This is a genomic window from Micromonospora sp. NPDC047465, assembly GCF_040643125.1.
GTDB lineage: Bacteria > Actinomycetota > Actinomycetes > Mycobacteriales > Micromonosporaceae > Micromonospora.
On sequence record NZ_JBEYTP010000026.1, the window covers coordinates 16,614 to 42,768 of the forward strand.

The 26,155-nt window shown below is 74.2% G+C and carries 26 protein-coding genes; 20 read left to right on the plus strand and 6 right to left on the minus strand.

Annotated features, from left to right (window positions below; all coding sequences use genetic code 11):
- Window positions 1–407 precede the first annotated feature (407 nt).
- The 8 genes from ABZ793_RS22490 (at window position 408) to ABZ793_RS22525 (ending at window position 9,995) form a co-directional block, all read left to right on the plus strand.
- Complete coding sequence (locus ABZ793_RS22490) at window positions 408–2,393, plus strand: TIGR03960 family B12-binding radical SAM protein (protein WP_357460334.1); 1,986 nt, start codon at window positions 408–410, stop codon at window positions 2,391–2,393.
- A gap of 193 nt (window positions 2,394–2,586) precedes the next feature.
- Complete coding sequence (locus ABZ793_RS22495) at window positions 2,587–3,306, plus strand: TIGR03936 family radical SAM-associated protein (RefSeq protein ID WP_357460509.1); 720 nt, start codon at window positions 2,587–2,589, stop codon at window positions 3,304–3,306.
- A 131-nt stretch (window positions 3,307–3,437) separates the two neighbouring features.
- The gene (locus ABZ793_RS22500) at window positions 3,438–6,506 is read left to right on the plus strand and encodes an Rne/Rng family ribonuclease (RefSeq protein ID WP_357460337.1); all 3,069 of its coding nucleotides are present in this window, start codon (window positions 3,438–3,440) and stop codon (window positions 6,504–6,506) included.
- 117 nt (window positions 6,507–6,623) lie between these two features.
- Window positions 6,624–7,139, plus strand: coding sequence for a hypothetical protein (locus ABZ793_RS22505; protein ID WP_357460339.1), 516 nt, complete (start codon window positions 6,624–6,626; stop codon window positions 7,137–7,139).
- A gap of 165 nt (window positions 7,140–7,304) precedes the next feature.
- Complete coding sequence (gene rplU / locus ABZ793_RS22510; RefSeq protein ID WP_088982529.1) at window positions 7,305–7,619, plus strand: 50S ribosomal protein L21; 315 nt, start codon at window positions 7,305–7,307, stop codon at window positions 7,617–7,619.
- 11 nt (window positions 7,620–7,630) lie between these two features.
- Window positions 7,631–7,885, plus strand: coding sequence for a 50S ribosomal protein L27 (gene rpmA, locus ABZ793_RS22515; protein ID WP_013288010.1), 255 nt, complete (start codon window positions 7,631–7,633; stop codon window positions 7,883–7,885).
- A gap of 93 nt (window positions 7,886–7,978) precedes the next feature.
- Window positions 7,979–9,475: a GTPase ObgE gene (obgE, locus tag ABZ793_RS22520; protein WP_357460342.1), complete on the plus strand. Its 1,497-nt coding sequence runs from the start codon at window positions 7,979–7,981 to the stop codon at window positions 9,473–9,475.
- A gap of 70 nt (window positions 9,476–9,545) precedes the next feature.
- Window positions 9,546–9,995 (plus strand): GNAT family N-acetyltransferase, encoded by a 450-nt coding sequence (locus tag ABZ793_RS22525; RefSeq protein WP_357460345.1) that lies wholly within the window; start codon window positions 9,546–9,548, stop codon window positions 9,993–9,995.
- A gap of 18 nt (window positions 9,996–10,013) precedes the next feature.
- Here the strand turns inward: ABZ793_RS22525 and ABZ793_RS22530 are convergent, their stop codons facing one another.
- Together ABZ793_RS22530 and ABZ793_RS22535 are read right to left on the minus strand one after the other, a co-directional pair.
- Window positions 10,014–10,673 (minus strand): DUF6766 family protein, encoded by a 660-nt coding sequence (locus ABZ793_RS22530; RefSeq protein ID WP_357460348.1) that lies wholly within the window; start codon window positions 10,671–10,673, stop codon window positions 10,014–10,016.
- A gap of 78 nt (window positions 10,674–10,751) precedes the next feature.
- Window positions 10,752–11,231, minus strand: coding sequence for a DUF4383 domain-containing protein (locus tag ABZ793_RS22535; RefSeq protein WP_357460350.1), 480 nt, complete (start codon window positions 11,229–11,231; stop codon window positions 10,752–10,754).
- Window positions 11,232–11,489: 258 nt separating this feature from the next.
- On the opposite strand from ABZ793_RS22535, the gene ABZ793_RS22540 reads away from it, so the two are divergent.
- The 3 genes from ABZ793_RS22540 to ABZ793_RS22550 are packed head-to-tail and all read left to right on the plus strand — an operon-like array spanning window position 11,490 to window position 13,430.
- Window positions 11,490–12,266, plus strand: coding sequence for a hypothetical protein (locus ABZ793_RS22540; protein ID WP_357460353.1), 777 nt, complete (start codon window positions 11,490–11,492; stop codon window positions 12,264–12,266).
- Between the two features lie 31 nt (window positions 12,267–12,297).
- Window positions 12,298–12,750 carry a phage holin family protein gene (locus ABZ793_RS22545; RefSeq protein WP_357460355.1) on the plus strand — a complete coding sequence of 151 codons (453 nt, stop codon included), beginning with the start codon at window positions 12,298–12,300 and terminating at the stop codon, window positions 12,748–12,750.
- Window positions 12,747–13,430 (plus strand): DUF3618 domain-containing protein, encoded by a 684-nt coding sequence (locus ABZ793_RS22550; protein WP_357460357.1) that lies wholly within the window; start codon window positions 12,747–12,749, stop codon window positions 13,428–13,430. The genes ABZ793_RS22545 and ABZ793_RS22550 overlap by 4 nt, the downstream gene beginning before the upstream one ends.
- Before the next feature lie 229 nt (window positions 13,431–13,659).
- Here the strand turns inward: ABZ793_RS22550 and ABZ793_RS22555 are convergent, their stop codons facing one another.
- Window positions 13,660–14,697 (minus strand): glycosyltransferase, encoded by a 1,038-nt coding sequence (locus ABZ793_RS22555; protein WP_357460359.1) that lies wholly within the window; start codon window positions 14,695–14,697, stop codon window positions 13,660–13,662.
- Window positions 14,694–15,431, minus strand: coding sequence for a class I SAM-dependent methyltransferase (locus ABZ793_RS22560; protein ID WP_357460362.1), 738 nt, complete (start codon window positions 15,429–15,431; stop codon window positions 14,694–14,696). The genes ABZ793_RS22555 and ABZ793_RS22560 overlap by 4 nt, the downstream gene beginning before the upstream one ends.
- 145 nt (window positions 15,432–15,576) lie before the next feature.
- Between ABZ793_RS22560 and ABZ793_RS22565 the strand changes: the two genes are divergently transcribed.
- On the plus strand, window positions 15,577–16,212 hold the full coding sequence (locus tag ABZ793_RS22565; protein ID WP_357460364.1) for a cyclase: 636 nt from the start codon (window positions 15,577–15,579) through the stop codon (window positions 16,210–16,212).
- On the plus strand, window positions 16,209–17,381 hold the full coding sequence (locus ABZ793_RS22570) for a zinc-dependent alcohol dehydrogenase (protein ID WP_357460367.1): 1,173 nt from the start codon (window positions 16,209–16,211) through the stop codon (window positions 17,379–17,381). The genes ABZ793_RS22565 and ABZ793_RS22570 overlap by 4 nt, the downstream gene beginning before the upstream one ends.
- Window positions 17,382–17,434: 53 nt before the next feature.
- On the opposite strand, the gene ABZ793_RS22575 is transcribed toward ABZ793_RS22570, so the two are convergent.
- Window positions 17,435–18,682: a cytochrome P450 gene (locus tag ABZ793_RS22575; RefSeq protein WP_357460370.1), complete on the minus strand. Its 1,248-nt coding sequence runs from the start codon at window positions 18,680–18,682 to the stop codon at window positions 17,435–17,437.
- Between the two features lie 473 nt (window positions 18,683–19,155).
- Here ABZ793_RS22575 and ABZ793_RS22580 point away from each other — a divergent pair, with 473 nt between their 5' ends.
- Window positions 19,156–19,548 carry a hypothetical protein gene (locus ABZ793_RS22580; RefSeq protein ID WP_357460372.1) on the plus strand — a complete coding sequence of 131 codons (393 nt, stop codon included), beginning with the start codon at window positions 19,156–19,158 and terminating at the stop codon, window positions 19,546–19,548.
- Between the two features lie 100 nt (window positions 19,549–19,648).
- Here ABZ793_RS22580 and ABZ793_RS22585 read toward each other — a convergent pair whose 3' ends face one another.
- Window positions 19,649–19,867 carry a DUF397 domain-containing protein gene (locus ABZ793_RS22585; protein ID WP_088992395.1) on the minus strand — a complete coding sequence of 73 codons (219 nt, stop codon included), beginning with the start codon at window positions 19,865–19,867 and terminating at the stop codon, window positions 19,649–19,651.
- A 68-nt stretch (window positions 19,868–19,935) separates the two neighbouring features.
- Here ABZ793_RS22585 and pepN point away from each other — a divergent pair, with 68 nt between their 5' ends.
- The 6 genes from pepN to ABZ793_RS22615 all read left to right on the plus strand — a co-directional run bounded on the left by pepN (window position 19,936) and on the right by ABZ793_RS22615 (window position 26,036).
- On the plus strand, window positions 19,936–22,449 hold the full coding sequence (pepN, locus tag ABZ793_RS22590) for an aminopeptidase N (protein ID WP_357460376.1): 2,514 nt from the start codon (window positions 19,936–19,938) through the stop codon (window positions 22,447–22,449).
- 69 nt (window positions 22,450–22,518) lie between these two features.
- On the plus strand, window positions 22,519–23,115 hold the full coding sequence (nadD, locus tag ABZ793_RS22595) for a nicotinate-nucleotide adenylyltransferase (RefSeq protein WP_357460379.1): 597 nt from the start codon (window positions 22,519–22,521) through the stop codon (window positions 23,113–23,115).
- A 110-nt stretch (window positions 23,116–23,225) separates the two neighbouring features.
- A complete protein-coding gene (gene rsfS, locus ABZ793_RS22600; RefSeq protein ID WP_350710838.1) occupies window positions 23,226–23,636 on the plus strand; it encodes a ribosome silencing factor in 411 nt (136 codons plus the stop codon).
- Window positions 23,633–24,262: a histidine phosphatase family protein gene (locus ABZ793_RS22605; RefSeq protein ID WP_357460383.1), complete on the plus strand. Its 630-nt coding sequence runs from the start codon at window positions 23,633–23,635 to the stop codon at window positions 24,260–24,262. Before rsfS ends, ABZ793_RS22605 begins: the two co-directional genes overlap by 4 nt.
- A 39-nt stretch (window positions 24,263–24,301) precedes the next feature.
- Window positions 24,302–25,162 (plus strand): DegV family protein, encoded by an 861-nt coding sequence (locus ABZ793_RS22610; RefSeq protein WP_357460386.1) that lies wholly within the window; start codon window positions 24,302–24,304, stop codon window positions 25,160–25,162.
- A 106-nt stretch (window positions 25,163–25,268) separates the two neighbouring features.
- Window positions 25,269–26,036 (plus strand): SDR family oxidoreductase, encoded by a 768-nt coding sequence (locus ABZ793_RS22615; RefSeq protein WP_357460388.1) that lies wholly within the window; start codon window positions 25,269–25,271, stop codon window positions 26,034–26,036.
- Window positions 26,037–26,155 lie beyond the last annotated feature (119 nt).

Here is a 26,155-nt window from a genome sequence, read left to right on the forward strand (position 1 = left end):
CGGCGGGGCGGTCACGTCGGCGTCGGCGCCCTCGGCGTGGTCGGTCGCGGTCGCCTCCGGCCCCTCGACGGGCAGCTCACGGGTGCCCTCCGGGCCCGTGGGGCCGGCGGGGGTGGCGGCTGCGGGGGAGGACGTGTGCTCCTCGGTGACCGCCGGATCCCGGCCCTGGTCCGGGCCCGGGATGCTCCCGTCGGCCGGCCGGTCCGGTCCCGGCTGCGGCTGCGGCATCGCGGCAATCTCCTCTCGCGCCGGTCCGAGGTTAGTACCGACGCGCCAGCGCGGCGATCCCGGCCACCGCTCGGGCGGCAGGGCCGGGCCGACGTCCGGTCGGAAGCCGTGGCGACCGACCGGCCGGCGCGGCGGCGTCCGCGCGGTCGCCGCCGACGGGGCGCGTACCCTTGGGCATCATGAGCGTCCCGTCCACCACGCCGCGTCCCGTCGCGGCCAATTCCGTCTGGCCCCGGCTGGAGCCGCTGCTGCCCCAGGTGACCAAGCCCATCCAGTACGTCGGTGGCGAGCTGGGTGCGGTGGTCAAGGACTGGGACACCGCGGCCGTCCGCTGGGCGCTGATGTATCCCGACGCCTACGAGGTCGGCCTGCCCAACCAGGGCGTGCAGATCCTCTACGAGGTGCTCAACGAGCTGCCCGACGTGCTCGCCGAGCGGACGTACGCGGTCTGGCCGGACCTGGAGAAGCTGATGCGCGCCCACGGCGTGCCGCAGTTCACGGTCGACGCGCACCGCTCGGTGCGCGACTTCGACGTGTTCGGCATCTCCTTCTCCACCGAGCTGGGCTACACCAACCTGCTCAGCGCGATCGACCTGGCCGGCATCCCCATGCTCGCCGCCGACCGCACCGACGCCGACCCGGTGATCGTGGCCGGCGGTCACGCCGCGTTCAACCCGGAGCCCATCGCCGACTTCGTCGACGCCGCCGTGCTCGGCGACGGCGAGGAGGCCGTCCTGGAGATCACCGCGATCGTCCGGGAGTGGAAGGCGGAGGGCTCCCCGGGCGGGCGCGACGAACTGCTGCTGCGCCTGGCCCGCACCGAGAGCGTCTACGTGCCGCGCTTCTACGACGTGGACTACCTGCCCGACGGCCGGATCCAGCGGGTCGTGCCGAACCGGGCGGACGTGCCGTTCCGGGTGCACAAGCGCACGACCATGGACCTGGACGCCTGGCCGTACCCGAAGAAGCCCCTGGTGCCGCTCGCCGAGACGGTGCACGAGCGGTACGCGGTGGAGATCTTCCGGGGCTGCACCCGGGGCTGCCGGTTCTGTCAGGCCGGCATGATCACCCGGCCGGTGCGCGAGCGCTCCATCACCACGGTGGGGCAGATGGTGCAGCAGGGGCTGGAGTTCTCCGGCTTCCACGAAGTGGGCCTGCTGTCGCTGTCGTCCGCCGACCACTCCGAGATCGGCGACATGTGCTCGGGCCTCGCCCAGCAGTACGAGGGCACCAACGTCTCGCTCTCGCTGCCGTCGACCAGGGTCGACGCGTTCAACATCGACCTCGCGCAGGAGCTGTCCCGCAACGGGCGGCGCACCGGCCTGACCTTCGCGCCGGAGGGCGGGTCGGAGCGGATCCGCAAGGTCATCAACAAGATGGTGTCGAAGGAAGACCTGATCCGCACCGTCGTCACCGCGTACACGAACGGCTGGCGGCAGGTGAAGCTCTACTTCATGTGCGGCCTGCCCACGGAGACCGACGAGGACGTCCTCGAGATCGCGGACATGGCGCACGAGGTGATCAGGGCGGGTCGGGCGGCCACCGGGTCCAAGGACATCCGCTGCACCGTCTCCATCGGCGGTTTCGTGCCGAAGCCGCACACCCCGTTCCAGTGGGCGTCCATGGAGCGGCCGGAGGTCATCGACGGCCGGCTCAAGCTGCTCAAGCAGGCGATCAACTCGGACCGCTCGCTGGGCCGGGCGATCGGCTTCCGCTACCACGACGGCGAGCCCTCGTTGATCGAGGGCCTGCTCAGCCGGGGCGACCGCCGGGTCGGCGCGGTGATCCGTAAGGTCTGGGAGAACGGCGGCCGGTTCGACGGCTGGAGCGAGCACTTCTCCTACCAGCGCTGGGTGGAGGCCGCGGCCGAGGTGCTGCCGCAGTTCGGGGTCGACCTCGACTGGTACACCACCCGCGAGCGCGACGAGTTGGAGGTCCTGCCCTGGGACCACCTGGACTCGGGCCTGGACAAGGACTGGCTCTGGCAGGACTGGCAGGATTCGCTCAGCGAGTACGAGCAGGACGACTGCCGGTGGACCCCGTGTTTCGACTGCGGCGTCTGCCCCGCCATGGACACCGAGATCCAGATCGGCCCGACCGGGAAGAAACTCCTCCCGCTCACCCCGATCAACGGCCTGAAGCTCCCCACCGGCGCCCAGCAGTAGCCCGCCGCGGGCGGGTGGCGCCCCTCGCGCCGCCCGCCGCGCACCGGGTCGATCATGCGGCTGTCGTCAGCGGCACGCGCGTTGTCGCGCGGGTGCCTACACGATCAGCCGGTCTCTGACACCGAGGAGCACGACGATCAGTAGGAAACCACAGCCAGAGGGCGGCCAGGCCCCGGTCGTCCAGCGCGTCCGGATCCGGTACGCCAAGCGCGGTCCGCTGCGCTTCACGTCGCACCGGGACTTCGCCCGGGCGTTCGAGCGGGCGCTGCGCCGGGCCGGCGTGCCGATCGCCTTCTCCCAGGGCTTCACCCCGCACCCCAAGATCTCGTACGCCAGCGCGGCCCCCACCGGCGTCGCGAGCGAGGCGGAATACCTGGAGATCGGCCTCCGCGAGCCGGTCGACCCGCAGGAGCTGCGCGCCGCGCTGGACGCCGCGCTCTCGCCGGGGCTCGACGTGCTCGACGCCGTCGTGGCCGGCGGCGGGAGTCTTGCCGACCGGATCGAGGCGTCGCACTGGCGGATCGAGCTGCCCGAGGTCGACCCCGCCGTCCTGGAACGGGCGGTTTCCGCCTTCACGGCCGCGGACGAGGTGCTCGTCGAGCGGATGACCAAACAGGGCCGGCGCACCTTCGACGCCCGATCGGCAGTGATTCACATCGATGTCGCGGCGTCGGCGGAGATGCCTTCCGGGGTCCCGGCCGTACCGTGTGCGATACTCGAACTGGTCGTGCGGCAGGTCACCCCCGCTGTGCGGCCCGATGACGTCCTTTCCGGCCTCCGCGTGGTGGCCGACCTGGAGCCGCCGGTCTCCCCGAGGGTGATCCGGCTGGCACAGGGCACGTTGACCGCGCAGGGTGCGATCGCGGATCCGTTGGACGCGGACCGCGACGGGGCAACCATCGGTGAACGCTGACCGACGGTCGGCGTTCAGGCAGGCAGACTTCGGCGGTCGCGCACCCTGCGCGCCCGGCGGAAACACTTTTGCGGCAACCCTGCGTGGCAGCGCTCACCCGCGCCCGGGGCAGCCAGAACTGGAGAACGTCCATGCTCGAGAACGAGCCCGAGGGCGGCGAACGGACCGGTTCACCGGCCGACGAGACCGCTGACAACAGCACCACCGAGAACGCCACCGAGGCGGGAAGCACCGTCGGGGCGGAGAACGCCGCTGTCGGCACGGCGGACGCCGGAGCCACCGAGGCGGGACAGGCCCCGGTCGCGCCCGCCCGACGCCGTACCACCCGGCGGCGCGCCGCGCCCCTGAACCAGCCCGAGCAGACCGACGCGCCGGTGCAGGCGTCGACCGAGGCCGTGCCGGGCAGCGCCGAGGCGCCCCAGGCCGAGGTGCTCGCCCCGGTCACCGGCGACCTCGAGGCCGCCCCGAAGGCGACGCGCCGCCGCCGCAAGGCCACCACGGCCAAGGCCACCGGGGAGTCCGCGGCGCCGGCCGAGGAGCCCACGGCGCCGGCCGCGGGGGAGCCGTCGGCCGCGGTGGAGGAGGCCCCCGCCGAGGCGGCGAAGCCGGTCAAGGCCACCCGTGCCCGCCGGAAGAAGGCCGCCCCCGCGGCGGCCGAGCCGGCCGCGGAGACCCCGGCCGGCACCGCCGAGCCGGCCGCCGGTGACGAGGCCGCCCAGGCCGCGCCCGGCGAGGCCGAGCAGCCCGGCGAGGTCGAGCCGCAGGCCGGCACCGAGTTCGGTGCCGCCGCCCCACCCGCCACGGCCGCCGGCGCGGAGACCCGGGCCGGCGAGGTGCCGCCGGGCGCCGCGCCCGCAGCGGAACCGGCCGTCGAGGAGGAGCCCGCCGCCGAGCCGGAGCCGCGCACCCGCCGCCGGCGGGCCGCGCTCTCCGCGCCCACCGTGCTCTTCATGGCCCCGCAGCCGGAGGAGATCCCGCCGGCCCGGGTCGTCACGCCTGCCCCGGCCGCCGTGGAGCCCGCCGCCGAGGAGGAGCCGGCCGAGCCGACCCGCCGCCGCCGGCGCGGGCGCCGCGACGTCGAGGTGGCCGAGGCCGTCGAGGCCGAGGAGGAGCCGACCGAGGAGGCCGCCGAGGACGAGGAAGAGGACGAGGACGAGATCGCCGCCCGCCGTCGCCGCCGCCGGGGCCGCCGGGGCCGGGGCCGGGGCAAGGGCGGCGCGGAGGACATCGAGGACGAGGAGTCCGAGGAGGCCGCGCAGGCCGAGGCGGAAGAGGCCGAAGGCGAGGAGGACGAGGAGGCCGAGGGCGGCGACGCGCTGACCCGCCGGCGCCGGCGGCGCCGTCGCCGGGGCGCCGGCGACGTCGAGGCGGGTGCCGACGACGGCGTGCCGACCGTCGTCAAGATCCGCGAGCCGCGCAAGACCGTCGACGAGGTGCAGGGCGTCTCCGGCTCGACCCGCCTGGAGGCCAAGCGCCAGCGCCGCCGCGACGGCCGCGAGCAGCGCCGGACCCGGCCGCCGATCCTCAGCGAGTCGGAGTTCCTGGCCCGCCGGGAGGCCGTCGACCGGGTGATGGCGGTACGCCAGCGCGGCGACCGGACCCAGATCGCCGTCCTCGAGGACGGGGTGCTGGTCGAGCACTACGTCACCCGCAACTCCTCCGGCACCATGGCCGGCAACGTCTACCTGGGCAAGGTGCAGAACGTGCTGCCCAGCATGGAGGCGGCCTTCGTCGACATCGGGCGCGGCCGCAACGCCGTGCTGTACGCCGGCGAGGTGAACTGGGACACCACCGGCCTGGAGGGTCGGGCCCGCTCGATCGAGCAGGCGCTCCGGTCCGGCGACTCGGTGCTCGTGCAGGTCACCAAGGACCCGATCGGCCACAAGGGCGCGCGGCTGACCAGCCACATCGCGCTCTCCGGCCGGCACCTGGTCTACGTGCCCAACGGCAACGCCTCCGGCATCAGCCGGAAGCTGCCCGACACCGAGCGCAAGCGGCTGCGGGACGTGCTGAAGAAGCTGGTGCCGGACGGCGCGGGCGTGATCGTCCGGACCGCCGCCGAGGGCGCCAGCGAGGACGAGCTGGCCCGCGACGTCAAGCGGTTGCAGGCGCAGTGGGAGGACATCCAGGCCAAGGCGGCCGAGGGCGGCGCCCCGGTGCTGCTCTACGAGGAGCCCGACCTGGTCATCCGGGTCGTCCGGGACCTGTTCAACGAGGACTTCCGCGAGCTGGTGATCGAGGGCGACGAGTCGTACGACGTGGTCGAGTCGTACCTGTCGCACGTCTCGCCGGACCTGGTCGCCCGGCTGCGCCGGCACGTCGGCACCACGGACGTCTTCGCCACGTACCGGATCGACGAGCAGATCCTCAAGGGCCTGGACCGGAAGGTCTTCCTCCCGTCCGGCGGCCACCTGGTGATCGACCGCACCGAGGCGATGACCGTGGTCGACGTCAACACCGGCAAGTACACCGGCGCGGGCGGCAACCTGGAGGAGACGGTCACCCGGAACAACCTCGAGGCCGCCGAGGAGATCGTCCGCCAGCTCCGGCTGCGCGACATCGGCGGCATCGTGGTAATCGACTTCATCGACATGGTGCTGGAGTCGAACCGCGAGCTGGTGCTGCGCCGGCTGACCGAGTGCCTGGGGCGGGACCGCACCAAGCACCAGGTCACCGAGATCACCTCGCTCGGCCTGGTGCAGATGACCCGCAAGCGGATCGGCGCGGGCCTGCTGGAGGCGTTCAGCGAGACCTGCGAGTGCTGCAAGGGCCGGGGCCTGATCATCCACACCGAGCCGGTGCCGGAGAAGCCGCGCTCCGGCGGCGGCGCGGGGGAGAAGGTCAAGGCGGTCGCCTCGGCGGTCGCCGCCCCGGCGGCCGAGCAGGGCGGCGGCGCGTCCCGGAAGCGGGCCCGCAAGAGCGCGCCGGTCGAGCGGACCGTGGCCGAGGTCACCGAGCCCGACACCGCGACCAGCCCGGACGCCGACTACCACGACACCATGGGCTACGACCTGTCCCGCTACGAGACGGACACCCCCGCCGCGCCGGAGATCGCCGACAGCCAGACGGGCGAGTCCGCCCGGCTGGCCGCCCCGGACGACCCGGACGCGCTGGCCGACACCGACGGCGACGAGCCGGAGGGCGGCTCCGGCCGGCGCCGGTCCCGGCGCAGCGGCGCGCGGCGGCGCACCCGGCCGTGACCGGCTGAGCAGCCCGGCGTTTGGCAGGGCCCCTTTCCCGGCAATGTCCCGGGGAGGGGGCCTTGTCGTATGGTCGATCCCCGGCCACGATCGGCCAACCCGGTCAGGAGAAGAACCATGCGCCGTCTGCTCGCCGTCACCACGGTCACCGCTGTCCTGCTCACCGGCGCCGGGTGCGCGGCCGAGCGGCCGGAGCCGGCCGCCTCGGGCGCCGCGTCGAGCGGGCCCACCGGCGGTCCGGGCGGCGGGGCGACGGGCACCGGGCCGGGCGGCGGGCCGGGGGCCGGCAGCGGGGCGGCGGGCGGCAACGCCCCCGAGGTGTGTGCCGCCGCGCAGGCGGCCGGGGACACCGCCGTGCGGACGTATGTCGAGGAACTCGGCAAGATGGTCGCGGCGGTCGGGGCGAACGACGGCACCGCGGCCGAAACCGCCCGCAAGCACATCTCCGCGGCGCTGACCGACTGGCGGGCCGCCCTGCGGCGGGAGTCGGGCCGGGCCGAGGACGCCCAGCTCAAGACGCTGCTCGCGGACATGGCGGCCGAGGTCGGCACGCTGGGCACCGACGTCGACGCGATCGACGAGACCGAGCTGGACCGGCTCCGGCAGCGGCTCGACCAGCTCTGCGCCCGCTGACCTGCGGGGCCGGTTTGGGCGTCGGCCCTCCCATGGCGTACGCTAGCCTGCGGCGCACCTTGGTGTGCCGAGTTCCCGCGCGCCCGCGCCGCCGTGCCTCTGCTACCCGGCGAGCCGCCGTGGGAACACCCGCCAGCAGCCTCAACGACAGGGAGTCCGCCTCCGATGTACGCGATCGTCAAGACCGGCGGCAAGCAGTACAAGGTCGCCGAGGGCGACGTGATCGAGGTCGAGAAGCTCGCCGGTGCCCCCGGCGACGCGGTGAAGCTCACCGCGGTGCTCCTCGTCGACGGTGACGACCTGGTGACCGACGCGGCGAAGCTTGCCGAGGTCGCGGTGTCCGGCGAGATCGCCGCGCACACCAAGGGCCCGAAGATCCGGATCCACAAGTTCAAGAACAAGACCGGCTACCACAAGCGCCAGGGTCACCGTCAGCCGCTGACCCAGGTCAAGGTGACCGGCATCTCCAGCGGGAAGTAGGTCGTCCTCAGATGGCTCACAAAAAGGGTGCGTCCAGCTCGCGCAACGGTCGTGACTCCGCGGCCCAGCGGCTCGGCGTGAAGCGCTTCGGTGGTCAGGTCGTCAGCGCGGGTGAGATCCTCATCCGTCAGCGTGGCACCAAGTTCCACCCCGGTGACCTGGTCGGCCGTGGCGGAGACGACACGCTCTTCGCGCTGGCTGCCGGTTCGGTCCAGTTCGGCACCAAGCGCGGTCGCAAGACCGTCAGCATCGTGCCGCAGCAGTAGTTTCTCCGGCGCAGCGGGCCGCGGACCTCGTGTCCCGGCCCGCTTCGCCTTTTCTCGTGCGGGGAGTCGACCTCGCTGGAAGGATTGACGCCCGTGGCGACGTTCGTTGACCGGGTCGTCCTGCACCTGCAGGCCGGCGATGGCGGGCACGGTTGTGTCTCGATCCACCGGGAGAAGTTCAAGCCCTTCGGCGGCCCCGACGGCGGCAACGGCGGGCACGGCGGCAGCGTGTCCCTCGTGGTCGACCCGCAGGTGACGACGCTGCTCGACTTCCACTTCCGCCCGCACGTCAAGGCCGAGAACGGCCGGGGCGGCGCCGGGTCGAACCGGGACGGCGCGAACGGCCACAACCTCGTGCTGAAGGTGCCGAACGGCACCGTCGTGCAGGCCCTCGACGGCACCGTGCTGGCCGACATGGTCGGCGCCGGCACGACCTTCGAGGTGGCCCGGGGCGGGCGCGGCGGCCGGGGCAACGCGTCGCTGGCCAACGCCCGGCGCAAGGCCCCCGGCTTCGCCGAGCTGGGCGAGCCCGGCGAGCAGCTCGACGTGGTGCTGGAACTCAAGAGCGTCGCCGACGTCGGCCTGGTGGGCTTCCCGTCGGCCGGCAAGTCGTCGCTGATCTCGGTGATCTCCGCCGCCAAGCCGAAGATCGCCGACTACCCGTTCACCACCCTGGTGCCCAACCTGGGCGTGGTCCGGGTGGACAACCACACCTTCACCGTCGCCGACGTGCCGGGCCTGATCCCGGGGGCGGCCACCGGCAAGGGCCTCGGCCTGGAGTTCCTCCGGCACATCGAGCGCTGCTCGGTGCTGGTGCACGTCATCGACACCGCCACCCTGGAGCCCGGCCGGGACCCGGTGGCCGACATCGACACCATCGAGGCCGAGCTGACCGAGTACGGCGGCCTGGCCGACCGGCCCCGGCTGGTGGCGCTGAACAAGGTCGACGTGCCGGACGGCCGGGACCTGGCCGAGATCGTCCGCCCCGACCTGGAGGAGCGTGGCTTCCGGGTGTTCGAGGTCTCGGCGGCCACCCGGGAGGGTCTGAAGGAGCTGACGTACGCCATGGCGGAGCTGGTGGAGCAGGCGCGCAGCGCCGCGCCGCCGGCCGAGCCGACCCGGATCGTGATCCGGCCGAGGGCGGTCGACGACGCCGGCTTCACGATCGAGGCCGCGCCGGACGGCGGCTGGCTCGTGCGCGGCGTCCGCCCCGAGCGGTGGGTGCGGCAGACGAACTTCGACAACGACGAGGCGGTGGGCTACCTGGCCGACCGGCTGGCGCGCCTGGGCGTCGAGGAGAAGCTCGGGAAGGCCGGCGCGGAGCCGGGCGACCTCGTCCGGATCGGCGACCGCGAGTTCGACTGGCAGCCGACCCTCTACGCCGGCGCCGACTTCGTCCCGGGCAACCGGGGCACGGACGTCCGGCTGGAGGAGAAGTCGACCCGCGCCTCCGCGGCGGAGCGGCTGGCGGCCCGCAAGGCCCGCCGGCAGCGCCCGGCCGACGAGGTCGAGGCCGGCCCGTCGGACGAGGCCGGCCCGTCGGACGAGGTCGGCCCGTACGACGGGGTCGGGGAGGGCGACGCCGAATAGCTCGTCGCGCTCCGTGAGCGGGTCGACTGCCGGAAACCTGCCCGAAATCCGCGCCGCCTAGCGTGGCCTGATGCTGATCGAGTCCCGCCCCGCCACGGATCCGGAGATCGACGCCCTGGTCACCGCCCAGCAGCGGGAGCTGCGCGAGGCGGACGGCGGGTTGGACGGCCAGGCGACCGTGACCCACGACGACATCCGCTACCTCGTGGTGGTGGCCGACGGGCGGGCGATCGCCTGCGGCGGGATCCAGGCGCTCGACGACGGCACCGGCGAGCTGAAGCGGATGTACGTCCGTCCGGCGTACCGGGGGCGGGGCATCGCCCGGCAGTTGCTGGCCGCGCTGGAGGAGTTGGCCTTCCGGCAGGGGCACGCGGTGGTCTGCCTGGAGACCGGCACGTACCTGCCGGCCGCGATCGGGCTCTACACCTCGTGCGGGTACGAGCCGATCCCGGTGTACGGCGGGTACGTGAGCAACCCGTACAGCGCCTGCTTCGCCAAGCGGCTGCGCGTGCCGGCCTGACGGCGGCCGCCCGGCCGGTCAGTCGCCGGTGTGCGCGTGCGCCACCGTGACCGGCTTCGACTCCGGCGAGGCGTGCTGACGCAGGAAGATGCTCAGCACGATCAGCGTGCCGACGGCGAGGAACTCGCTCTGCCAGTTCTGCATGGACTGGAACCAGAACTCGCTGGTGCCGAGGAACTCCCCGACGCCGATCGGCGGCGCCCCGCTCTGTAGGGCCTGCTGCTCGTTGTACTCGGCGGTCCCGCCGAGCAGGTGACCGACGAACGAGCCGGCGAAGATCAGCAGCAGCGCGATGGAGAGGCTGTTCCGGTAGATGATCAGGGGCAGCCCGCCGACGCGTACCGGCCAAGGCGAGTCGGGGGTGGCCCGCCGCTCGTCGTCCTCGGGGCGGTCGGTCTGCTCCATCGGCTTCGACTCGGCCGACCCGCGCTGCACCAGGTACGCGGTGAGCAGGACGTAGCCGCCCATCTGGAGGAACTCCGACTCCCAGTTCTCGAAGACCGACTCCATGAAGTGCCCGCTGCGCAGGTACGCCGGCCAACTCGTCGGCGCGGCTCCGAACTCGGCCAGCTCCTCGTTGTGGGCGTGCCAACCGAAGACGCTCTGCAACACCAGGAAGACGAGGAACGCGCCGAACATCGCGATGGTCAGTGCGTTGTTGCGCAGCCACTTGGGCATGGCACCTCCTCGTTCTCGGCTCTTGATCCTCCGGTGCCCTGATGTCGAGCCGGGCAAACGCCACGAGCCGGCGACCGGTCAGGGACGGTCGAAGGGATCGTCCAGCCGGGTGCCCATGCCCACCCGGTTGGACAGCAGCAGCCCGAGGGCGAGCATGCCGAAGCCGAGGGCCAGGTGGAGCCAGTTGTCGGCGTTGTTGACCGGGATGAAGTTCAACACGGTCTCCCGGTCGATCGCGAAGCCGTACAGCCACAGGCCGAGGTAGAGCGCGCCGCCGCCGGCGAGGAAGATCCGGGCCCCGGCGACGGTGCGGGCCAGCACCAGCCCGGCCAGTCCGAAGCCCAGGTGCAGCGCGTTGTGCAGGATCGACACCTGGAACAGGCCGAGCAGCCGGGCCTCGGAGTGGTGACCGGCGAACGTCATGTCGCCGTAGTCGGTGGTGACGCCGGGGATGAACCCGAGCACCCCGACCAGGGTGAAGATCCCGGCCGCGGCCACCGCGGCGAACTGCACCGCGGGCTTCGGTCCCGGTGGGGCGCCGCGTGCGTTCCGTGCCATCGATGTCACCTCCGTGGACCCGCGGAACGCCCTGCCCGCGGTGCGGGTCGCGGCGACCGGCCGTCACTGTCCGTGATGGCATTGGCGTCCGGCCCGACGATCCTCCATTTTGTAGTCCTCGCGGGACGGGCCGCAGGAGAAGTCACGAACGAGGTATGGAAGCGGCGACGGAGGGTAGGTCAGAGGAGGCGGCGGCAGCAACGGCCGGTCGCATCCCCCCAGCACAACCGCGACGACTCTCCGAGCGGAAGGGACATCATGACTTACGATCTGTCACCCACGACTTCCACGTACGGGCAGGAGTCGACCAACGGCGGCGGCGTCCGCGAGCAGGCCCGCCAGGTCGGGTCGGAGGCGAAGCAGGCCGGCGGCGCCGTCGCCGGGACGGCCAAGGAGCAGGGCAGGGAGGTCGTCGGCGAGGCGACCCGCCAGGCGCGCAACCTCTACGGCGAGGCCCGCAGCCAGGTGGCCAGCCAGGCCGGTGAGCAGCAGCGGCGCGCCGCCGGTGGGCTCCGCTCGCTGGCCGACGAGATGCGCTCGATGGCCGAGCAGGGCGGTCAGGCCGGGCCGGTGAGCGAGATCGCCCGCCAGGCCGCCGACCGGGTGCACGGCGTGGCCGGCTGGCTGGAGCAGCGGGAGCCCGGCGACATCATCGCCGAGGTGCGTGACTACGCCCGCCGCAACCCGGGCACCTTCCTCGTCGGCGCCGCCGTGCTGGGCGTGCTCGCCGGCCGGCTGACCAGGAACATGTCCGCCGCCGGCGACGGCCAGGGCGGCAACGGCCACTCCGCGTACGGCTCGGGTGCCGGCTACGACCCGGACCGGACGGCGGTCATCCCGACGACGCCGGCCGCGCGCGCGGTGCCGGACGCCGTGCCGCCGGGTGGCTACCTGGACCCGGCCCCGGGCGCGTACGCCGATCCGCAGACCACCACCGGCTACGCCGACCCGGCGGGTGGCGTCGGTCAGCCGCTGCCGCCGGTGACCCGGACCGACCCGCTGCCGGGCGTGCCGTCGAGCGGAACCCGTCCGTGAGCCCACGAGTCATCCGAAGGGAGGCGGCGGCATGAGCGTGCCGACGCAGGGGGCGGGGCTGAACTCCGGTCACCACCCCCACGACGCGGACGAGGTCCGGGGCAGCTCGATCGGTGAGCTGATGCGCCAGGTCACCACCGACCTGTCCACCCTGATGCGGCAGGAGGTCGAACTCGCCAAGGCCGAGATCCGCCAGGAGGGCAGGAAGGCGGGCAAGGCCGCCGGCTTCTTCGGCGGCGCCGGCTTCGGCGGCTACATGGTGGCCCTGTTCCTGTCGCTGGCCCTCTGGGCCGGGCTGTCCAACGTGATGGACGCCGGCTGGGCGGCGCTGATCGTGGCCGTCATCTGGGGCGCGATCGCCGCGGTCCTCTACTCCATGGCCAAGAGGAACGCCGAGCGGATTCGCGGCCTCAAGCAGACCAACGAGAGCGTGCAGCGGATTCCCGACGTGCTCAAGCCCCACCCGCAGGAGGTCCCCCGATGAGCACCGACCCGGACCAGATCCGCCGGGAGATCGAAGCCACCCGGAGCAACCTGAGCTCCGACGTGGACGCGCTGGCGTACAAGGTCAGCCCCGCCCGCATCGTCGACGACCGCAAGCAGCGGGCCCGCAACGCACTGCAGAATGTGAGGGACAAGGTGATGGGAACCGCTTCCGACCTGGGTCACAGCACCAGGCACGGCGCCCACTCGGTGGGCGACCACGCCTCGTCGGCGGCGTCCGCCGTCAGCGACAGGGCGCACTCGGCCGCCTCGACGGTCGGCGACAGGGCGCACTCGGCCGCCTCGACGGTCAGCGACGTCGCGCACCGGGCCCCGCACGCGATCCGGCAGAAGTCCGAGGGCAACCCGCTGGCCGCCGGCCTGATCGCCTTCGGCGTCGGCTGGCTCGCCTCCTCGCTCATCCCGGCCACCCGCCGTGAGCAGCAGGTGGCGACGCAGGTCAGGGAGAAGGCCGGCGAGCACGCCGGGGTGGTGAAGGAGAAGCTGGGCGAGGTCGCCAGCGAGCTGAAGGAGGAGCTGCGTGAGCCGGCGCAGCACGCCACCGAGTCGGTGAAGTCCACCGCGCAGGAGGCCGTGCACGCCGTCAGGGACGACACCCGCTCCGCCGCGCAGGACGTGAAGGACCAGGCGCAGCAGCCGCGCGAACAGGTGCGGTACTGACCGACCCGGCCACCGCACGCCGCAGCTCGCGGCCACTCCCGGAACGTTCCGGGGAGTGGCCGCGAGCTGTCGTGTGCGTCCCGCCCCCGCGCCGCCCTCCCGGCCGCCGCGATCTTGCAGTTTGTGCTCACCATCTGCGGCTTTGTGGCCGGATTGTCCGGGCAGGAGCGCAAGATCGCGTGGGTGTGAGCGTGGGCGTCCAGGTGGTGCGGGAGAGGCGTGGGGCGGGTCAGCGGAGGCGGCGGCGGAGGGTGCGGTCGAAGTGGGCGGCGCGCCGGACCCGGCCGCCGGCGTAGCGGACCCCGCCGAAGAGGAGCCGCCGGCCGAGGGCGAGCCAGCTGCACGCGCCGCGTTCCAGCACCCAGAGCGGGGCCGCCAGGGCGGCGGTCGGCGGGAAGACCGCGCTGCCGCCGGCCCGGCGCCGGCCCGCCTCGGCCAGCACCACGGTGGTCCCGGCCGCGCCGAGCAGCAGCCCCGGTCGCCGGGCCGCGACCGCCGCGGCCAGCGCCGGCAGGACCGCGAGCGAGGCCACCAGGCGGGCCGGCTGGGCCAGGTCGTCGTACGCCTGGCGCACCCGCTGGCCCAGGAAGTGGGCGGTGTCGGGCGGCAGCCGGCGTACGTGCAGCCAGGCGGGTGCCGCCTCGGTGCCCCCGTACGCGCGCACGGTGCGGATCAGCTCCAGGTTCTCGAAGAGCACGTCCGGGTCGTAGCCGCCCATGGCGAGGAAGGTGCTCCGGCGCACCGCCAGGGTGCCGGGGTAGTCCGCGCCGAACGCCCGGTTGAGCAGGGTCCGCCCGGTGTCCCACCACGCGTGCCAGGGCAGCGGGTCGAAGTAGTTCTGCGGCCGGACCAGGTCCACCCGGTCGAGCAGCCGGTGCACGGCGCGCAACCCCGCCTCGTCGTACCGGACGTCGTCGTCGGCGATCACCACGTGCTCGTGCCGGGCCGCGGCGACGCCGGTGAGCACGCCGGTCACCTTCCCGTTGACGCCCCGTACGGCGGGATCGGGTGGCAGGTGCCGGACCAGTCCCCGCCAGGCCACCCGGTGCCGGGCGAACAGCTCCGGCGGCGACCCGTCCACCACGGTCACGTCGACCCGCGAGCTGAGCCGGCGCAGGTAGCCGGTCAGCTCGGGGAGCCCGGCGTCGTCGGTCCAGCGCAGCGGCAGGACGTACGCGATCGGCAGGCCGCGGTCGTCGGCGCTCCCGGCCGTCGGTGTCGCCGTGGCGTGCCGGTCGTCGACGGGCCCGGCGGTGGGGGCGCTCACGGCCGCTCCGGGCGGCGGTAGACCGACACGTGGTCGCGGCTGTCGTCGGTGAACGGCCGCCCGGTCCAGTCCTGCCACCGGTGTTCCCGGCGCATCCCGGCCAGCTCGGCCATCAGGTCCAGCTCGGCGGGCCAGGCGTAGCGGTGGTTGGCCGGCAGCAGCCGCACCCCGGCGTTGCTGAGCAGGACCTTCGTCGTGGTCATCCGCTGCTCGGCGGGGTGCAGCAGGGCCGCCTCCAGCAGCACCGCGTCCTCGGCCACCCGCACCGGGCGCAGCGCGCCGCCGGCCCGGAAGGCCCCGGGATCGGGCACCCAGGCCTCGACCACGAACCGGCCGCCGGGGCGCAGGTGGGCGGCGGCGTTGCGGAAGCAGGCCACCTGGGCGGCCTGGTCCGGCAGCGCGAAGATCGTGTTGAACGCGAGCACCACCAGCGCGAACTCGCCGGGCACGCGGGTCCGCGCGAAGTCGCCGACGGCCACCTCGACCGCGTCGCCGCCGGGCTTCGCCCGTAACCCCGCGACCATCTCGGGGGAGCCTTCGATGCCGGCGACGGTCAGCCCCCGGGCGACCAGCGGCAGCGCGAGCCGTCCGGTGCCGACGCCGAACTCGCACACCGGGCCGCCGTCCGCCAGCGCGGCCAGCCGCTCCACCGCGGCGTCCGGTGTGAGGTGGGCGTACGTCTCGTCGTAGACCTCGGCCACGTGCCGGCCGTACTCGCTGGAGTCGAAGGACAACGGTGTCTCCCGGTGACGGTGGTTGCCCGCAGCAGGTGCCCGCATATCGGCCGGTCAAACCGGTTCGTCGTTTCGGCCGGGCGGCGCCGGGTAGCGCAACGGATGCGGGTGGTCCATCCCCGGGCGCCCGGGTGGAGGAGACGTGATGACCAGCAACGGAACGAGGTGGGCGCTACTCGGCGCCGCCACGGTGACCGCGGTCGGCGTCGGCCGGGCAGTGGCCCGTCGGCGGCGCCGGCACCAGCCCGCGCGGCGCGACGGCTGGTACGTGGTGCGGCGCGGGGTGACCGTCGACCGGCCGGTCGAGGCGGTGATCGGCTTCTGGACCGACCGGGAGCGGATGGACCGGGCGCTGGCCGAGTGGGCGACCCTGGAGCAGCTCGACGACAACCGGTGGCGCTGCGTGGCGCGTGACCCGGACGGCGGCGGCACCGAGTGGCGCGCCGAGATCACCGTCGACGGCCCCGGCCGGCTGCGCTGGCAGGTGACCGACGGGCCGGCGCAGGAGGGCGCCGTGGAGCTGGCGCCCGCGCCCCAGGACCGGGGCACGGAGGTCCGTGCCGAGTTGCGGTGGCGCTCCGGCCCGGTGCGCCGGGCGCTCGGCCTGGTCCGTGGCGACGAACCGGACCTGGCGCTGCGGGACGTGCTGCGCCGGGTGAAGTCGCTGGTGGAGTGCGGGCAGGTGATCGACACCCGGCGGGACCCGTCCGGGCGCGGCCCGGCCCAGGAGAAGGAGACCGACGAGGTCCGCGAGCGGCTGACGACGGGAGGACGGGCGTGAGGGCGCTCTGCTGGGAAGGCGTCGGCAAGCTGGCCGTACGCGACGTGCCCGAGCCGCGGATCCGCGCCGAGGGCGACATCATCGTTAAGGTGCGGGCCAGCAGCGTCTGCGGCTCCGACCTGCACCTGATAAACGGGTTCCTGCCGGCGATGCGGGAGGGCGACGTCCTCGGTCACGAGTTCATGGGCGAGGTGGTGGAGACCGGCCCCGGCGTACGGCGGCTGCGCGCCGGCGACCGCGTGGTGGTCGGCTCGGTGGTGGCCTGCGGCGGCTGCTGGTACTGCCGCACCGAGCAGTACTCGCTCTGCGACAACTCCAACCCCCAACCGGTCTTCGTGGAGAAGCTCTGGGGGCACTCGCCGGCCGGCATCCTCGGTTACTCGCACGCCGCCGGGGGCTACTCCGGTAGCCACGCCGAGTACGTCCGGGTGCCGTTCGGTGACGTCGGGGCGTTCCCGGTCCCCGACGCGGTGCCCGACGACTCGGTGGTGTTCGCCTCCGACGCGATGCCCACCGGCTGGATGGCCGCCGACTTCTGTGGGCTGAAGGGTGGCGAGGTGGTCGCGGTCTGGGGCGCGGGCGGGGTCGGCCAGATGGCGGCCCGGGCCGCGCAGCTCCTCGGCGCCGAGCACGTGATCGTCGTCGACCGGCTGCCGGAGCGGCTCGCCACCGCCGCCGACCGGCTCGGCGTGGAGACGGTCAACTACGCGGAGACCGACGTGCTGGAGGCGCTGCGGGAGATGACCGCCGGCCGAGGGCCGGACGCGTGCATCGAGGCCGTCGGCATGGAGTCCCACGACGTCGGCCCGGCGCACGCGTACGACAAGGCGAAGCAGACCGCCCGGTTGCAGACCGACCGTCCCACCTCCGTACGGCAGGCGATCATGGCCTGCCGCAAGGGAGGCACGGTGAGCATCGTCGGCGTCTACGGCGGCCTGGTGGACAAGTTCCCGCTGGGCGCGGCGATGAACAAGGCGCTGGTGCTGCGGATGGGGCAGATGCACGCCCAGCGTTACATCCCGATGCTGCTGGACCGGCTCGCCGCCGGGGAGATCGACCCCAGCTACCTGGCCACCCACCCGATGCCGCTGGAGCAGGGCGCGCGGGGCTACGAGATGTTCGAGAAGAAGCAGGATGGCTGCCTGCGTACCGTCCTGCACCCGGCCTGACCGGTCCGCGCCGCGGGGATCGGCCGGTCCCCGCGGCGCGGGCGCGGCGTCGCTCAGGCGGTGCGGCGGACGTTCGTGATCACGAAGCCGCTGGGCGGCAGCGTCGGCATCCGGCTCAGGCTCAGCGCCAGGTCCTGCGGGGGCACGTCGTAGCGCATGGCGGTGGTCAGGTTCGTCACCGCCCGCCTCATCAGCTCGATGGTGATCCACTCACCGGCGCAGCGGTGGCCGGACAGATGGTTCCCGCCGCCCTGGGGGACGAAGCGGAACGGGTCGCCCCGCCAGCCGGTGAAGCGCTCCGGGCGGAACCGCTCCGGCTCGGGCCAGAGCTCCGGGTGGTGGTCGGTGCCGTACAGGTCGAGCAGCACCCGCCTGCCGCGCGGAAAGTGGTAACCCTGCCAGTCGAAGGAGCGACGGACCCGGGCGGCGGCCACCGGGAAGAGGGGGTAGAAGCGGCGTACCTCCTGCACGAAGCTCTCGATGGACTCCCCGCTCTCGCGGGTCCGCTGCCGCCAGGACGGGTGGTCGTGCAGCGCGAGCGCGGCGAACACGACGAACCGGTCGACGGCGACGGTGGGGCGCAGCACGTTGAGCAGTTCGACGGCGGCGATCCGGCGGGGGAGCAGCCGCCCGCGGGCGTCGCGGTGCTCGGCGATCACCCGCAGCGCGCTGCCCTCGGGCGCCGGGAGCGTGCCGACGCGCTCGCGGTCGATGACGCCGCCGATCCAACGCTCGCCCCGGCGGCGGCCCAGCAGGCCGCGCCAGTGCCGGGGGCCGAGCGTCGCCGGTCCCTCGATCATCGCGTGCAGGTCGGCGGTGCGCCGGTCGACCTCGGAGGCCGCCAGGGGCACGCCCGCCCAGGCGCAGACCGCGCGCGTCAGCATCCGGCCGACCTCGTCGTACAGCACGACGGGCCCGCCCGACTCCCAGGCCGGGACGCGGGCCCGCCACTCGTCGTCGAAGAGCTGGCCGAGGTGCCGGACTGCGGTCGGCGTCATGATCGACATGAACATGGCCTTGCGGTCGCGGTGGTCGGCGCCGTCCAGGCCCTGCACGCCGCCCCGGCCGGTCAGGGTGCGCTGCGCCCGCATCGGCATCGCACCCGCGCGGACGAACCGCTCGGGGTCGTAGAACAGCTCGGCCGCCGGGCGGCCGCGCAGGCAGATGGTGCGCTCCAGCAGCAGCCGGGCCTGGAAGATGTCGCTGCCGTGGCGGTCGCAGCGGCGGCCGACGAAGCGGTAGCCGTCGCGCAGGAACGCCACCGAGCTCTCCGGGCTGCGCTCCGTCGGGATGGTCGCCATCGGGCCTCCTGCAGCGGGCGGCGGCCGTTGCCGGCCTGCCGGTCTCGTCGATGCCTCTCCGTCTACCCAGGCCGGCGTGGCGCAATCCCGCCGCTGGCCGGCGTGCGGCCGGCGCCGGGCGGCGTGCGGTCGGGCTGGCCGGTGTTCGGCCGGTGCCGGGCGGCCGGCGGTCGGTCGGGCCGGTGCCGGGCGGCGGGCGGTCGGGAACCCGTCCCGCCGGGTTGGCCCGGTGCCGCCCGGGACTCGCATGTGGCTCCCGGTCGCCGGCCACGTCCGGCCGGAGGGCGGAACGTGAGGGGAGGGGGCCAGCGCACGGCGCGCCCGCTGGCCCCTCCCAGGGGCGCGGAAAGCTGGTTGGCTCGGGGGAGCGGTCCGGTCGGGCCGCCGACGGCGTACCGACGGCAGGCAGCCGGGCCGGAACCCGGGCAGGTCACCCGGGGGAGGCCGCGCCCACGATCGCCACGGGAGGACCCATGCGGGACAACAGGCCGCCGTACTGGCGGCAGCGGCAGGCGCTGGGGGCGCTCGGCGCGGCACGGGACACGGCCGACGCCCCGTTGATCGCGCCGCCTCGCCGCCCGGCCCGGCCGGGCCGGTTCTTCACCGTGCACCTCGGCTTCACCGCGCCCGACCTGGAGTCGGCCCGGGAGATCGCCGTCGGATACGCGGAGGCGCTGAGCCTGCTGCGACCCGAGCTGGCCCTGGGCGCGTCGGCGCTGTCGCCGGCCGAGGCGTGGCAGCACGCCGAGCGGCTGTTCTGCGGTGCGTCCGGGCCGGACGGCGAGCGCTGTGTCGACGTGGCCGGCCACCCCGGCTTCCACCACGCCCCCGGCCCCGGCGGACTGGGCTGGGGCGACGGCGACTAGGGCCGCGCGGCCCACGGGATGCCCGGCCCGCCCGCCCCGCCGCGGGAGCGGGCCGGGGGCCGACGGCGGGGCCGCGACCGACCCGACCGGCGTCCTCGGCTCAGTCCAGGTCGAACTCGCCGTCCTGGGCGCCGGCGACGAACGCGTCCCACTCGGCCTGGGTGAAGACCAGCACCGGGCCGTCCGGCTCGGCGGAGTTGCGCATGCCGATCAGGTCGTCGACGAAGGCCACCTCGACGGCGCTCTCGGAGGTGTCGCCTTCGGCCCGCTGCCAGACCGCCCGGGAGAGGTCGAAGTCGCCCTTGGGGTGCGAAGCCATGGTTCAGTCCTCCAGTGCCACGGGGTCATGGGAAACACGTGCGGATCCCCATCGGGCAGGATAAGCGGATGCCGAGCCTGACCCGTGTAGAGGCGACCGCGCGTGGCGCGGCGATCACCGTCGAGTCCTACCAGGTGGACCTCGACCTGACCGGCGACGGCGAGAGGTTCCGCTCGACCGCGACCATCCGGTTCCGGGCCGCCGCCGGGGCGCAGACCTTCGTCGAGGTCAAGCCCGCGAAGCTGCTGACGGTACGCCTCAACGACCGGGACCTCGACCCGGCCGCGCTGGCCGACGGCCGGTTCCCGCTGGCCGACCTGGCGGCGGAGAACACGCTCACCGTCACCGCCGAGATGGCGTACTCGAACACCGGCGAGGGGATGCACCGCTTCGTCGACCCGGCTGACGGCGAGACGTACCTGTATGCGATGTCCTTCCTGGACGAGGCACCGCGCATCTTCGCCGCCTTCGACCAGCCGGACCTGAAGGCGCCGGTGACGCTCTCGGTCACCGCCCCGCCGGAGTGGACGGTCGCCGCCAACGGGGCGCTCGCCGCGAACCCCCGGCCGGGTCGCTGGGAGTTCGCCCCCACCGCCCCGCTGGCCACGTACTTCTTCTCGGTGGTCGCCGGCCCCTGGCACGTCCGCCGCGACTCCCACGACGGCATCCCGCTCGGCGTGTACTGCCGCCGTTCCCTCGCCGCCCACCTGGACGCCGACCTCGACGAGATCCTCACCGTCACGAAGCAGTGCCTCGACCGCTTCCACCAGCTCTTCGCCGATCGCTACCCGTTCGGCAAGTACGACCAGGCGTTCGTGCCCGAGTTCAACGCCGGCGCGATGGAGAACCCCGGCCTGGTCACCTTCCGGGACGACTACGTGTTCCGCTCGGCGGTCACCGACAGCCAGCGCGAGGTGCGCGCCACCACCATCGCGCACGAGATGGCGCACATGTGGTTCGGCGACCTGGTCACCATGCGCTGGTGGGACGACCTCTGGCTGAACGAGTCCTTCGCCGAGTACCTGGGCACCCGGGTCACCGCCGAGGCGACCCGCTTCGACCGGGCCTGGACGACCTTCGCGATCCGCCGCAAGTCCTGGGGCTACACCGCCGACCAGCGGCCGTCGACCCACCCCGTCGCCCCGACCGAGGTCGCCGACGCCGCCGAGGCCCTGCTCAACTTCGACGGCATCTCGTACGCCAAGGGGGCCAGCGTGCTGCGGCAGCTGGTCGCCTGGCTGGGCGACGAGGCGTTCCTCGCCGGGCTGAACGCGCACTTCGCGAAGCACCGGTTCGGCAACGCCACGCTGACCGACCTGCTGGCCGCCCTCGGCGACGCCGGCGGGCGGGACCTGGGCGCCTGGGCCGACCGGTGGCTGCGCAGCGCGCAGGTCAACACGCTGCGCATCGAGACGTCGGTCGACGCCGACGGGCGCTGGCGGGACGCGGCGATCGTGCAGACCGCCCCCGCGTCGCATCCGGTGCTACGCCCGCACCGCGTCGGCGTGGGCCGGTACGCCGAGGGCACGGCGAGCCGCTTCGAGGTCGACCTGGACCCGGACGCCGACGGCGGGCGGACCACGCTGACCCCGCTGCTCGGCGAGCCGGCCACCGGGCTGCTGCTGCCGAACGACGGCGACCTGACCTTCGCCAAGATCCGCCTCGACCCGGCTTCGGCCGACGCGGTGCCCATGGTGCTGCCGGGGCTCGCCGACCCGCTGGCCCGGGCCCTGCTCTGGGGCGAGGCGCTCGACGCGGCCACCGACGGGGAGCGCCCGGTCACCTCGCTGGTCGCCCTGGTCGACGCGGCGCTGCCCGCCGAGACGGAGGTGACGATCGCCGAGGAGGTGCTCACCCTGAGCCGCCGGCTGATCGACCGCTACCTGGACCCGCTCGCCCGGGACGCCGCCCTGCTCCGGGTCGCCGGGGCGTGCGCGGCGCTGCTCGCCGGGGCGCCGGCCGGGGGCTCGTTGCAGCTCGCCGCCGCCCGGGGCCTGATCGCGGCCACCACCGACACCAGGCTGCTCGCCGGGTGGCTGGCCGGTGACGGCGTGCCGGAGGGCTTGGCCGTCGACGCCGACCTGCGCTGGGCGCTGCTGCTGCGCCTGGTGGTGCTGGGCGCGGCCGGCGAGGCGGAGATCGCCGCCGAGGCCGCCGCGGACCGTAGCGCCACCGGGGCGGAGCGGGCCGCCTGCTGCCGGGCGGCGCTGCCCGACGGGGAGGCCAAGCGGGTCGCCTGGGAGATCGTGGTGCGCAACACCGAGCTGTCCAACCGCCTCGTGGAGGCGACCGCCGAGGGTTTCTGGCAGCCGGAGCAGGCCGAGCTGACCGCACCGTACGTCGAGCGGTACTTCGCCGACATGCCGGCGGCGGCGAAGCTGCGTACCCCCTGGGTGGCCGACGCGGTCACCGTGCGGGCCTTCCCCCGGTACGCCGTGGCGCAGCCCACCCGGGAACTGGCCGCGGCCCTGCTGGCCCGGGACGACCTCACGCCCGGCCTGCGGCGCTGGGTCACCGACCTGGACGACGACCTGCGCCGGGCGCTGGTGGCCCGGACGGCGACGGCCGCCGCGTCGGCCTGAGCGGACCGTAGGCCGGGACGGCCGGCGGCCCCGGGTCGCCGTCGGCCGTGCCCGGCCTACGATCATCGGATGGAGGAGGACATCCGGCGGATCGGCATCATGGGCGGCACCTTCGATCCGATCCACCACGGGCACCTCGTCGCGGCCAGCGAGGTGGCGGACCGGTTCGGCCTGGACGAGGTGGTCTTCGTCCCCACCGGCCAGCCGTGGCAGAAGGAGGACCAGCCGGTCAGCCCGGCCGAGGACCGCTACCTGATGACGGTGATCGCCACCGCCTCCAACCCCCGCTTCCAGGTCAGTCGGGTCGACATCGACCGGGGCGGGCCCACCTACACGGTCGACACGCTGCGGGACCTGCACGCCGAGTACGGCCCGAAGGTGCAGCTCTTCTTCATCACCGGCGCCGACGCGCTGGAGAAGATCCTCTCCTGGAAGGACCTGGACGAGATCTTCGAGCTGGCCCACTTCATCGGGGTGACCCGGCCCGGCTTCGAGCTCACCGACGCGCACCTGCCCGCCGACACGGTGAGCCTGGTGCAGGTGCCGGCGATGGCCATCTCGTCCACGAACTGCCGCGCGCGGGTCGCCCGCGGGGAGCCGGTCTGGTACCTCGTGCCGGACGGTGTGGTGCAGTACATCGCCAAACGGCGCCTCTACCAGCGGTAATTCGACCCGGTATCGGGTGGTTCGGCCGGGTAACGCGTCAGAACTGACGAGTCGGGATTCTGCCGTGTGTGAGAGGCTTGGAGGATCGCACGGTTGATCGAAGGAGAACGGTGACAGTTTCCGAACGCGCTCACGAGTTGGCGATCGCCGCCGCCCAGGCCGCGGCCGACAAGAAGGCGCAGGACATCGTCATCATCGACGTGGGCGACCAGCTCGCCATCACCGACGCGTTCCTGCTCGCCGCCGCCCCGAACGAGCGTCAGGTGCTCGCCATCGTCGACGCCATCGAGGAGCGCCTCCTCCAGCTTCCGGAGAAGGCCAAGCCGGTCCGGCGCGAGGGTGAGCGGGGCGGCCGGTGGGTGCTGCTGGACTACGTCGACATCGTGGTGCACGTCCAGCACACCGAGGAGCGCGAGTTCTACGCCCTCGACCGGCTCTGGAAGGACTGCCCGACGATCCCGTTCGTCGACCGGGACCTGGTCGACGCCGAGTCCGGCACCGGCTCCGCCGCCGCGGAATGACCCGTCTGATCATCTGGCGGCACGGCAACACGGACTGGAACGCCGCCAGCCGGGTCCAGGGGCAGACCGACGTGCCGCTGAACGACCTCGGCCGCGAGCAGGCCCGCACCGCCGCGCCCCTGCTCGCCGCGCTGCGGCCGGACGCCATCGTCGCCAGCGACCTGAGCCGCGCGGCGGACACCGCCGCCGCGCTCGCGGCGCTGACCGGGTTGCCGGTGCGCACCGACCCACGGCTGCGGGAGCGGCACTTCGGGCTCTGGCAGGGGCTCGTGCTCACCGAGGCGGCCGAGCGACACCCCGCCGAGTTCGCCCGCTGGCGGGCCGGTGACCCGGATCCGGGCGCCGGCATCGAGACCCTCGACGACCTCGGCAAGCGGATCGGCGCGGCGTTCCAGGACGCCGCCGACCTCGCCCCCGGCGGCACCGTCGTGGTGACCACCCACGGCGGCGGCGCCCGGCAGGGCGTCGGCCAGCTGCTCGGCTGGGAGCACGCGGTGCTGCGTACCGTGGGGTCGCTGTCCAACTGCCACTGGACGGAGCTGCGGCACGACGACGCCCGGGGCTGGCACCTGCGCGCCCACAATGTCGGCCTGATCACTGTGCCGGCCACCACCGAGGCCGTCTGACCCCGGCGTTCCCCGCCGCGATCGGCTAGCGTGCCGGGCATGCCCGTCGCGGTCGTCACCGACTCCACCGCCTACCTCCCGCCCGAGCTGCCGCACGCCCGCCGGCTGACAGTGGTGCCCTTGACCGTCGTGCTCAACGGCGCGGAAGGGCTGGAGGGGGTGGAGGTCACCCCGGCCGACGCCACCCGGGCGCTCGGCGGGCGGCGGGTCTCGGTGAGCACCTCCCGCCCCGCCCCGGAGCAGTTCGCGCGGACGTACCGGGACCTGTTCGACGCCGGCGCCGACGGCATCGTCTCGGTGCACCTGTCGGCCGAACTCTCCGGCACGGTGGAGGCCGCTCGGCTGGCCGCCGCCGAGTTCGACGACCGGGTCGCCGTGGTCGACAGCCGCTCGACCGGCATGGGCCTGGGCTTCCCGGCCGTCGCCGCCGCCACCGCGGCCGAGCGGGGCGGGGACCTTCCGGGCGTACGCGACGCGGCGCTGGCGGCGGTCGACCGCACCAGCATCTGGTTCTACGTCGACACGCTGGAGTTCCTGCGCCGGGGCGGCCGGATCGGCGCCGCGGAGGCGCTGCTCGGCACCGCGCTGTCGGTCAAGCCGATCATGCACATGCCGGACGGTGCGATCGTCGTCAGGGACAAGGTGCGCACCGCCAGCCGGGGCGTGGCCCGGCTCGTCGACCTGGCCGTCGAGGCGGCCGGCGACGACGACGTCGACCTGGCCGTGCACCACCTGGCCGCGCCACAGCGGGCCGAGGCGCTGCTGGAGACACTGACCGCCCGGCTGGGCGACCGCCTGCACCACGCGTACGTCTCGGAGGCGGGCGCGGTCGTCGCCGCGCACGCCGGGCCGGGCCTGGCCTGCGTGGTCGTGCACCGCCGGCCGCCCGCCACCGACTAACGTCGATCCCGCGACGGTCGTGCCCCGCCGACGCTGCCGAGCTGCCCCGCCGGACGGGGCAGCGGGGGCGGCCGGCGACGCCGCCGACGGAATCGGGGAGGATGCGATGTCCTGTGTGGTGACCGGTGGCGGGCGCGGCGTCGGGCGGGCCGTCGTGGAGCGGCTCCTCGGCGCGGGGGACGCGGTCGTGGTCGTGGAGCACGATCCCGACGCGGTGGCCTGGCTGGCCGCGCACCCGGCCGCCGACCGGCTGGCGGCGGTCGTCGGCGACGCCGGCGATGAGCAGGTCGCCGCCCGGGCCGCCGACCTCGCCGAGGAGACCGGGGCGCTGACCGGCTGGGTCAACAACGCGGCGGTGTTCCGGGACGCCTCGCTGCACGCCGATCCGGTCGGCGAGGTGCTCGACCTGATCGGGCGCAACCTGCGTCCCGCCGTGGTCGGTGCGGCGACGGCGGTGCGCCGTTACCTGGCGGCCGGCACGGGCGGGGCCATCGTGAACGTCTCCTCCCACCAGGCTCGGCGGCCGGTGCCCGGCTGCCTGCCGTACGCGACCGCGAAGGCCGCCGTCGAGGGGCTGACCCGGTCGCTGGCCGTCGAGTACGGCCCACGGGGCATCCGGACCAACACCGTGGCGTTGGGCTCGATCGCCACCGAACGGCACGCCGCCTTCATGGCCGGGCAGGAGCCGGCCGCGGCGGAGTGGATCGACGCCGAGCTGACCCGGCTGCACCCGGTCGGCCGGATCGGCCGGCCGGAGGAGGTGGCGGAGGCCGTCGCGTACCTGCTGTCGCCGGCGGCGGGCTTCGTCAACGGGGTGACCCTGCCGGTCGACGGGGGACGGTCGGTCTTCGGCCCGGATCCGGAGGCGCGCTGACCTGCGGCTTTCCGGGGCCTAGCACAGCTTGGGCATGATCAGGCGGTTGTCCACAGGGGGCCGCGCCGTCCACAGCCGGCCTCGCGACCCCCATCGGAGGGCCACCGCGGTCCTAGCCT

Excerpts from the sequence above, each read along its gene's own strand:
- ABZ793_RS22500 (WP_357460337.1), top strand. The coding sequence starts at position 3,438 with ATGCTCGAGAACGAGCCCGAGGGCGGCGAACGGACCGGTTCACCGGCC.
- ABZ793_RS22605 (WP_357460383.1), top strand. The coding sequence starts at position 23,633 with ATGACCCGTCTGATCATCTGGCGGCACGGCAACACGGACTGGAACGCC.
- ABZ793_RS22575 (WP_357460370.1), bottom strand. The coding sequence starts at position 18,682 with ATGGCGACCATCCCGACGGAGCGCAGCCCGGAGAGCTCGGTGGCGTTC.
- ABZ793_RS22525 (WP_357460345.1), top strand. The coding sequence starts at position 9,546 with ATGCTGATCGAGTCCCGCCCCGCCACGGATCCGGAGATCGACGCCCTG.
- ABZ793_RS22530 (WP_357460348.1), bottom strand. The coding sequence starts at position 10,673 with ATGCCCAAGTGGCTGCGCAACAACGCACTGACCATCGCGATGTTCGGC.
- ABZ793_RS22580 (WP_357460372.1), top strand. The coding sequence starts at position 19,156 with ATGCGGGACAACAGGCCGCCGTACTGGCGGCAGCGGCAGGCGCTGGGG.
- ABZ793_RS22545 (WP_357460355.1), top strand. The coding sequence starts at position 12,298 with ATGAGCGTGCCGACGCAGGGGGCGGGGCTGAACTCCGGTCACCACCCC.
- ABZ793_RS22550 (WP_357460357.1), top strand. The coding sequence starts at position 12,747 with ATGAGCACCGACCCGGACCAGATCCGCCGGGAGATCGAAGCCACCCGG.
- nadD (WP_357460379.1), top strand. The coding sequence starts at position 22,519 with ATGGAGGAGGACATCCGGCGGATCGGCATCATGGGCGGCACCTTCGAT.
- ABZ793_RS22585 (WP_088992395.1), bottom strand. The coding sequence starts at position 19,867 with ATGGCTTCGCACCCCAAGGGCGACTTCGACCTCTCCCGGGCGGTCTGG.
- ABZ793_RS22615 (WP_357460388.1), top strand. The coding sequence starts at position 25,269 with ATGTCCTGTGTGGTGACCGGTGGCGGGCGCGGCGTCGGGCGGGCCGTC.
- rpmA (WP_013288010.1), top strand. The coding sequence starts at position 7,631 with ATGGCTCACAAAAAGGGTGCGTCCAGCTCGCGCAACGGTCGTGACTCC.
- ABZ793_RS22540 (WP_357460353.1), top strand. The coding sequence starts at position 11,490 with ATGACTTACGATCTGTCACCCACGACTTCCACGTACGGGCAGGAGTCG.
- ABZ793_RS22610 (WP_357460386.1), top strand. The coding sequence starts at position 24,302 with ATGCCCGTCGCGGTCGTCACCGACTCCACCGCCTACCTCCCGCCCGAG.
- ABZ793_RS22535 (WP_357460350.1), bottom strand. The coding sequence starts at position 11,231 with ATGGCACGGAACGCACGCGGCGCCCCACCGGGACCGAAGCCCGCGGTG.
- ABZ793_RS22490 (WP_357460334.1), top strand. The coding sequence starts at position 408 with ATGAGCGTCCCGTCCACCACGCCGCGTCCCGTCGCGGCCAATTCCGTC.
- rplU (WP_088982529.1), top strand. The coding sequence starts at position 7,305 with ATGTACGCGATCGTCAAGACCGGCGGCAAGCAGTACAAGGTCGCCGAG.
- ABZ793_RS22505 (WP_357460339.1), top strand. The coding sequence starts at position 6,624 with ATGCGCCGTCTGCTCGCCGTCACCACGGTCACCGCTGTCCTGCTCACC.
- ABZ793_RS22565 (WP_357460364.1), top strand. The coding sequence starts at position 15,577 with ATGACCAGCAACGGAACGAGGTGGGCGCTACTCGGCGCCGCCACGGTG.
- pepN (WP_357460376.1), top strand. The coding sequence starts at position 19,936 with ATGCCGAGCCTGACCCGTGTAGAGGCGACCGCGCGTGGCGCGGCGATC.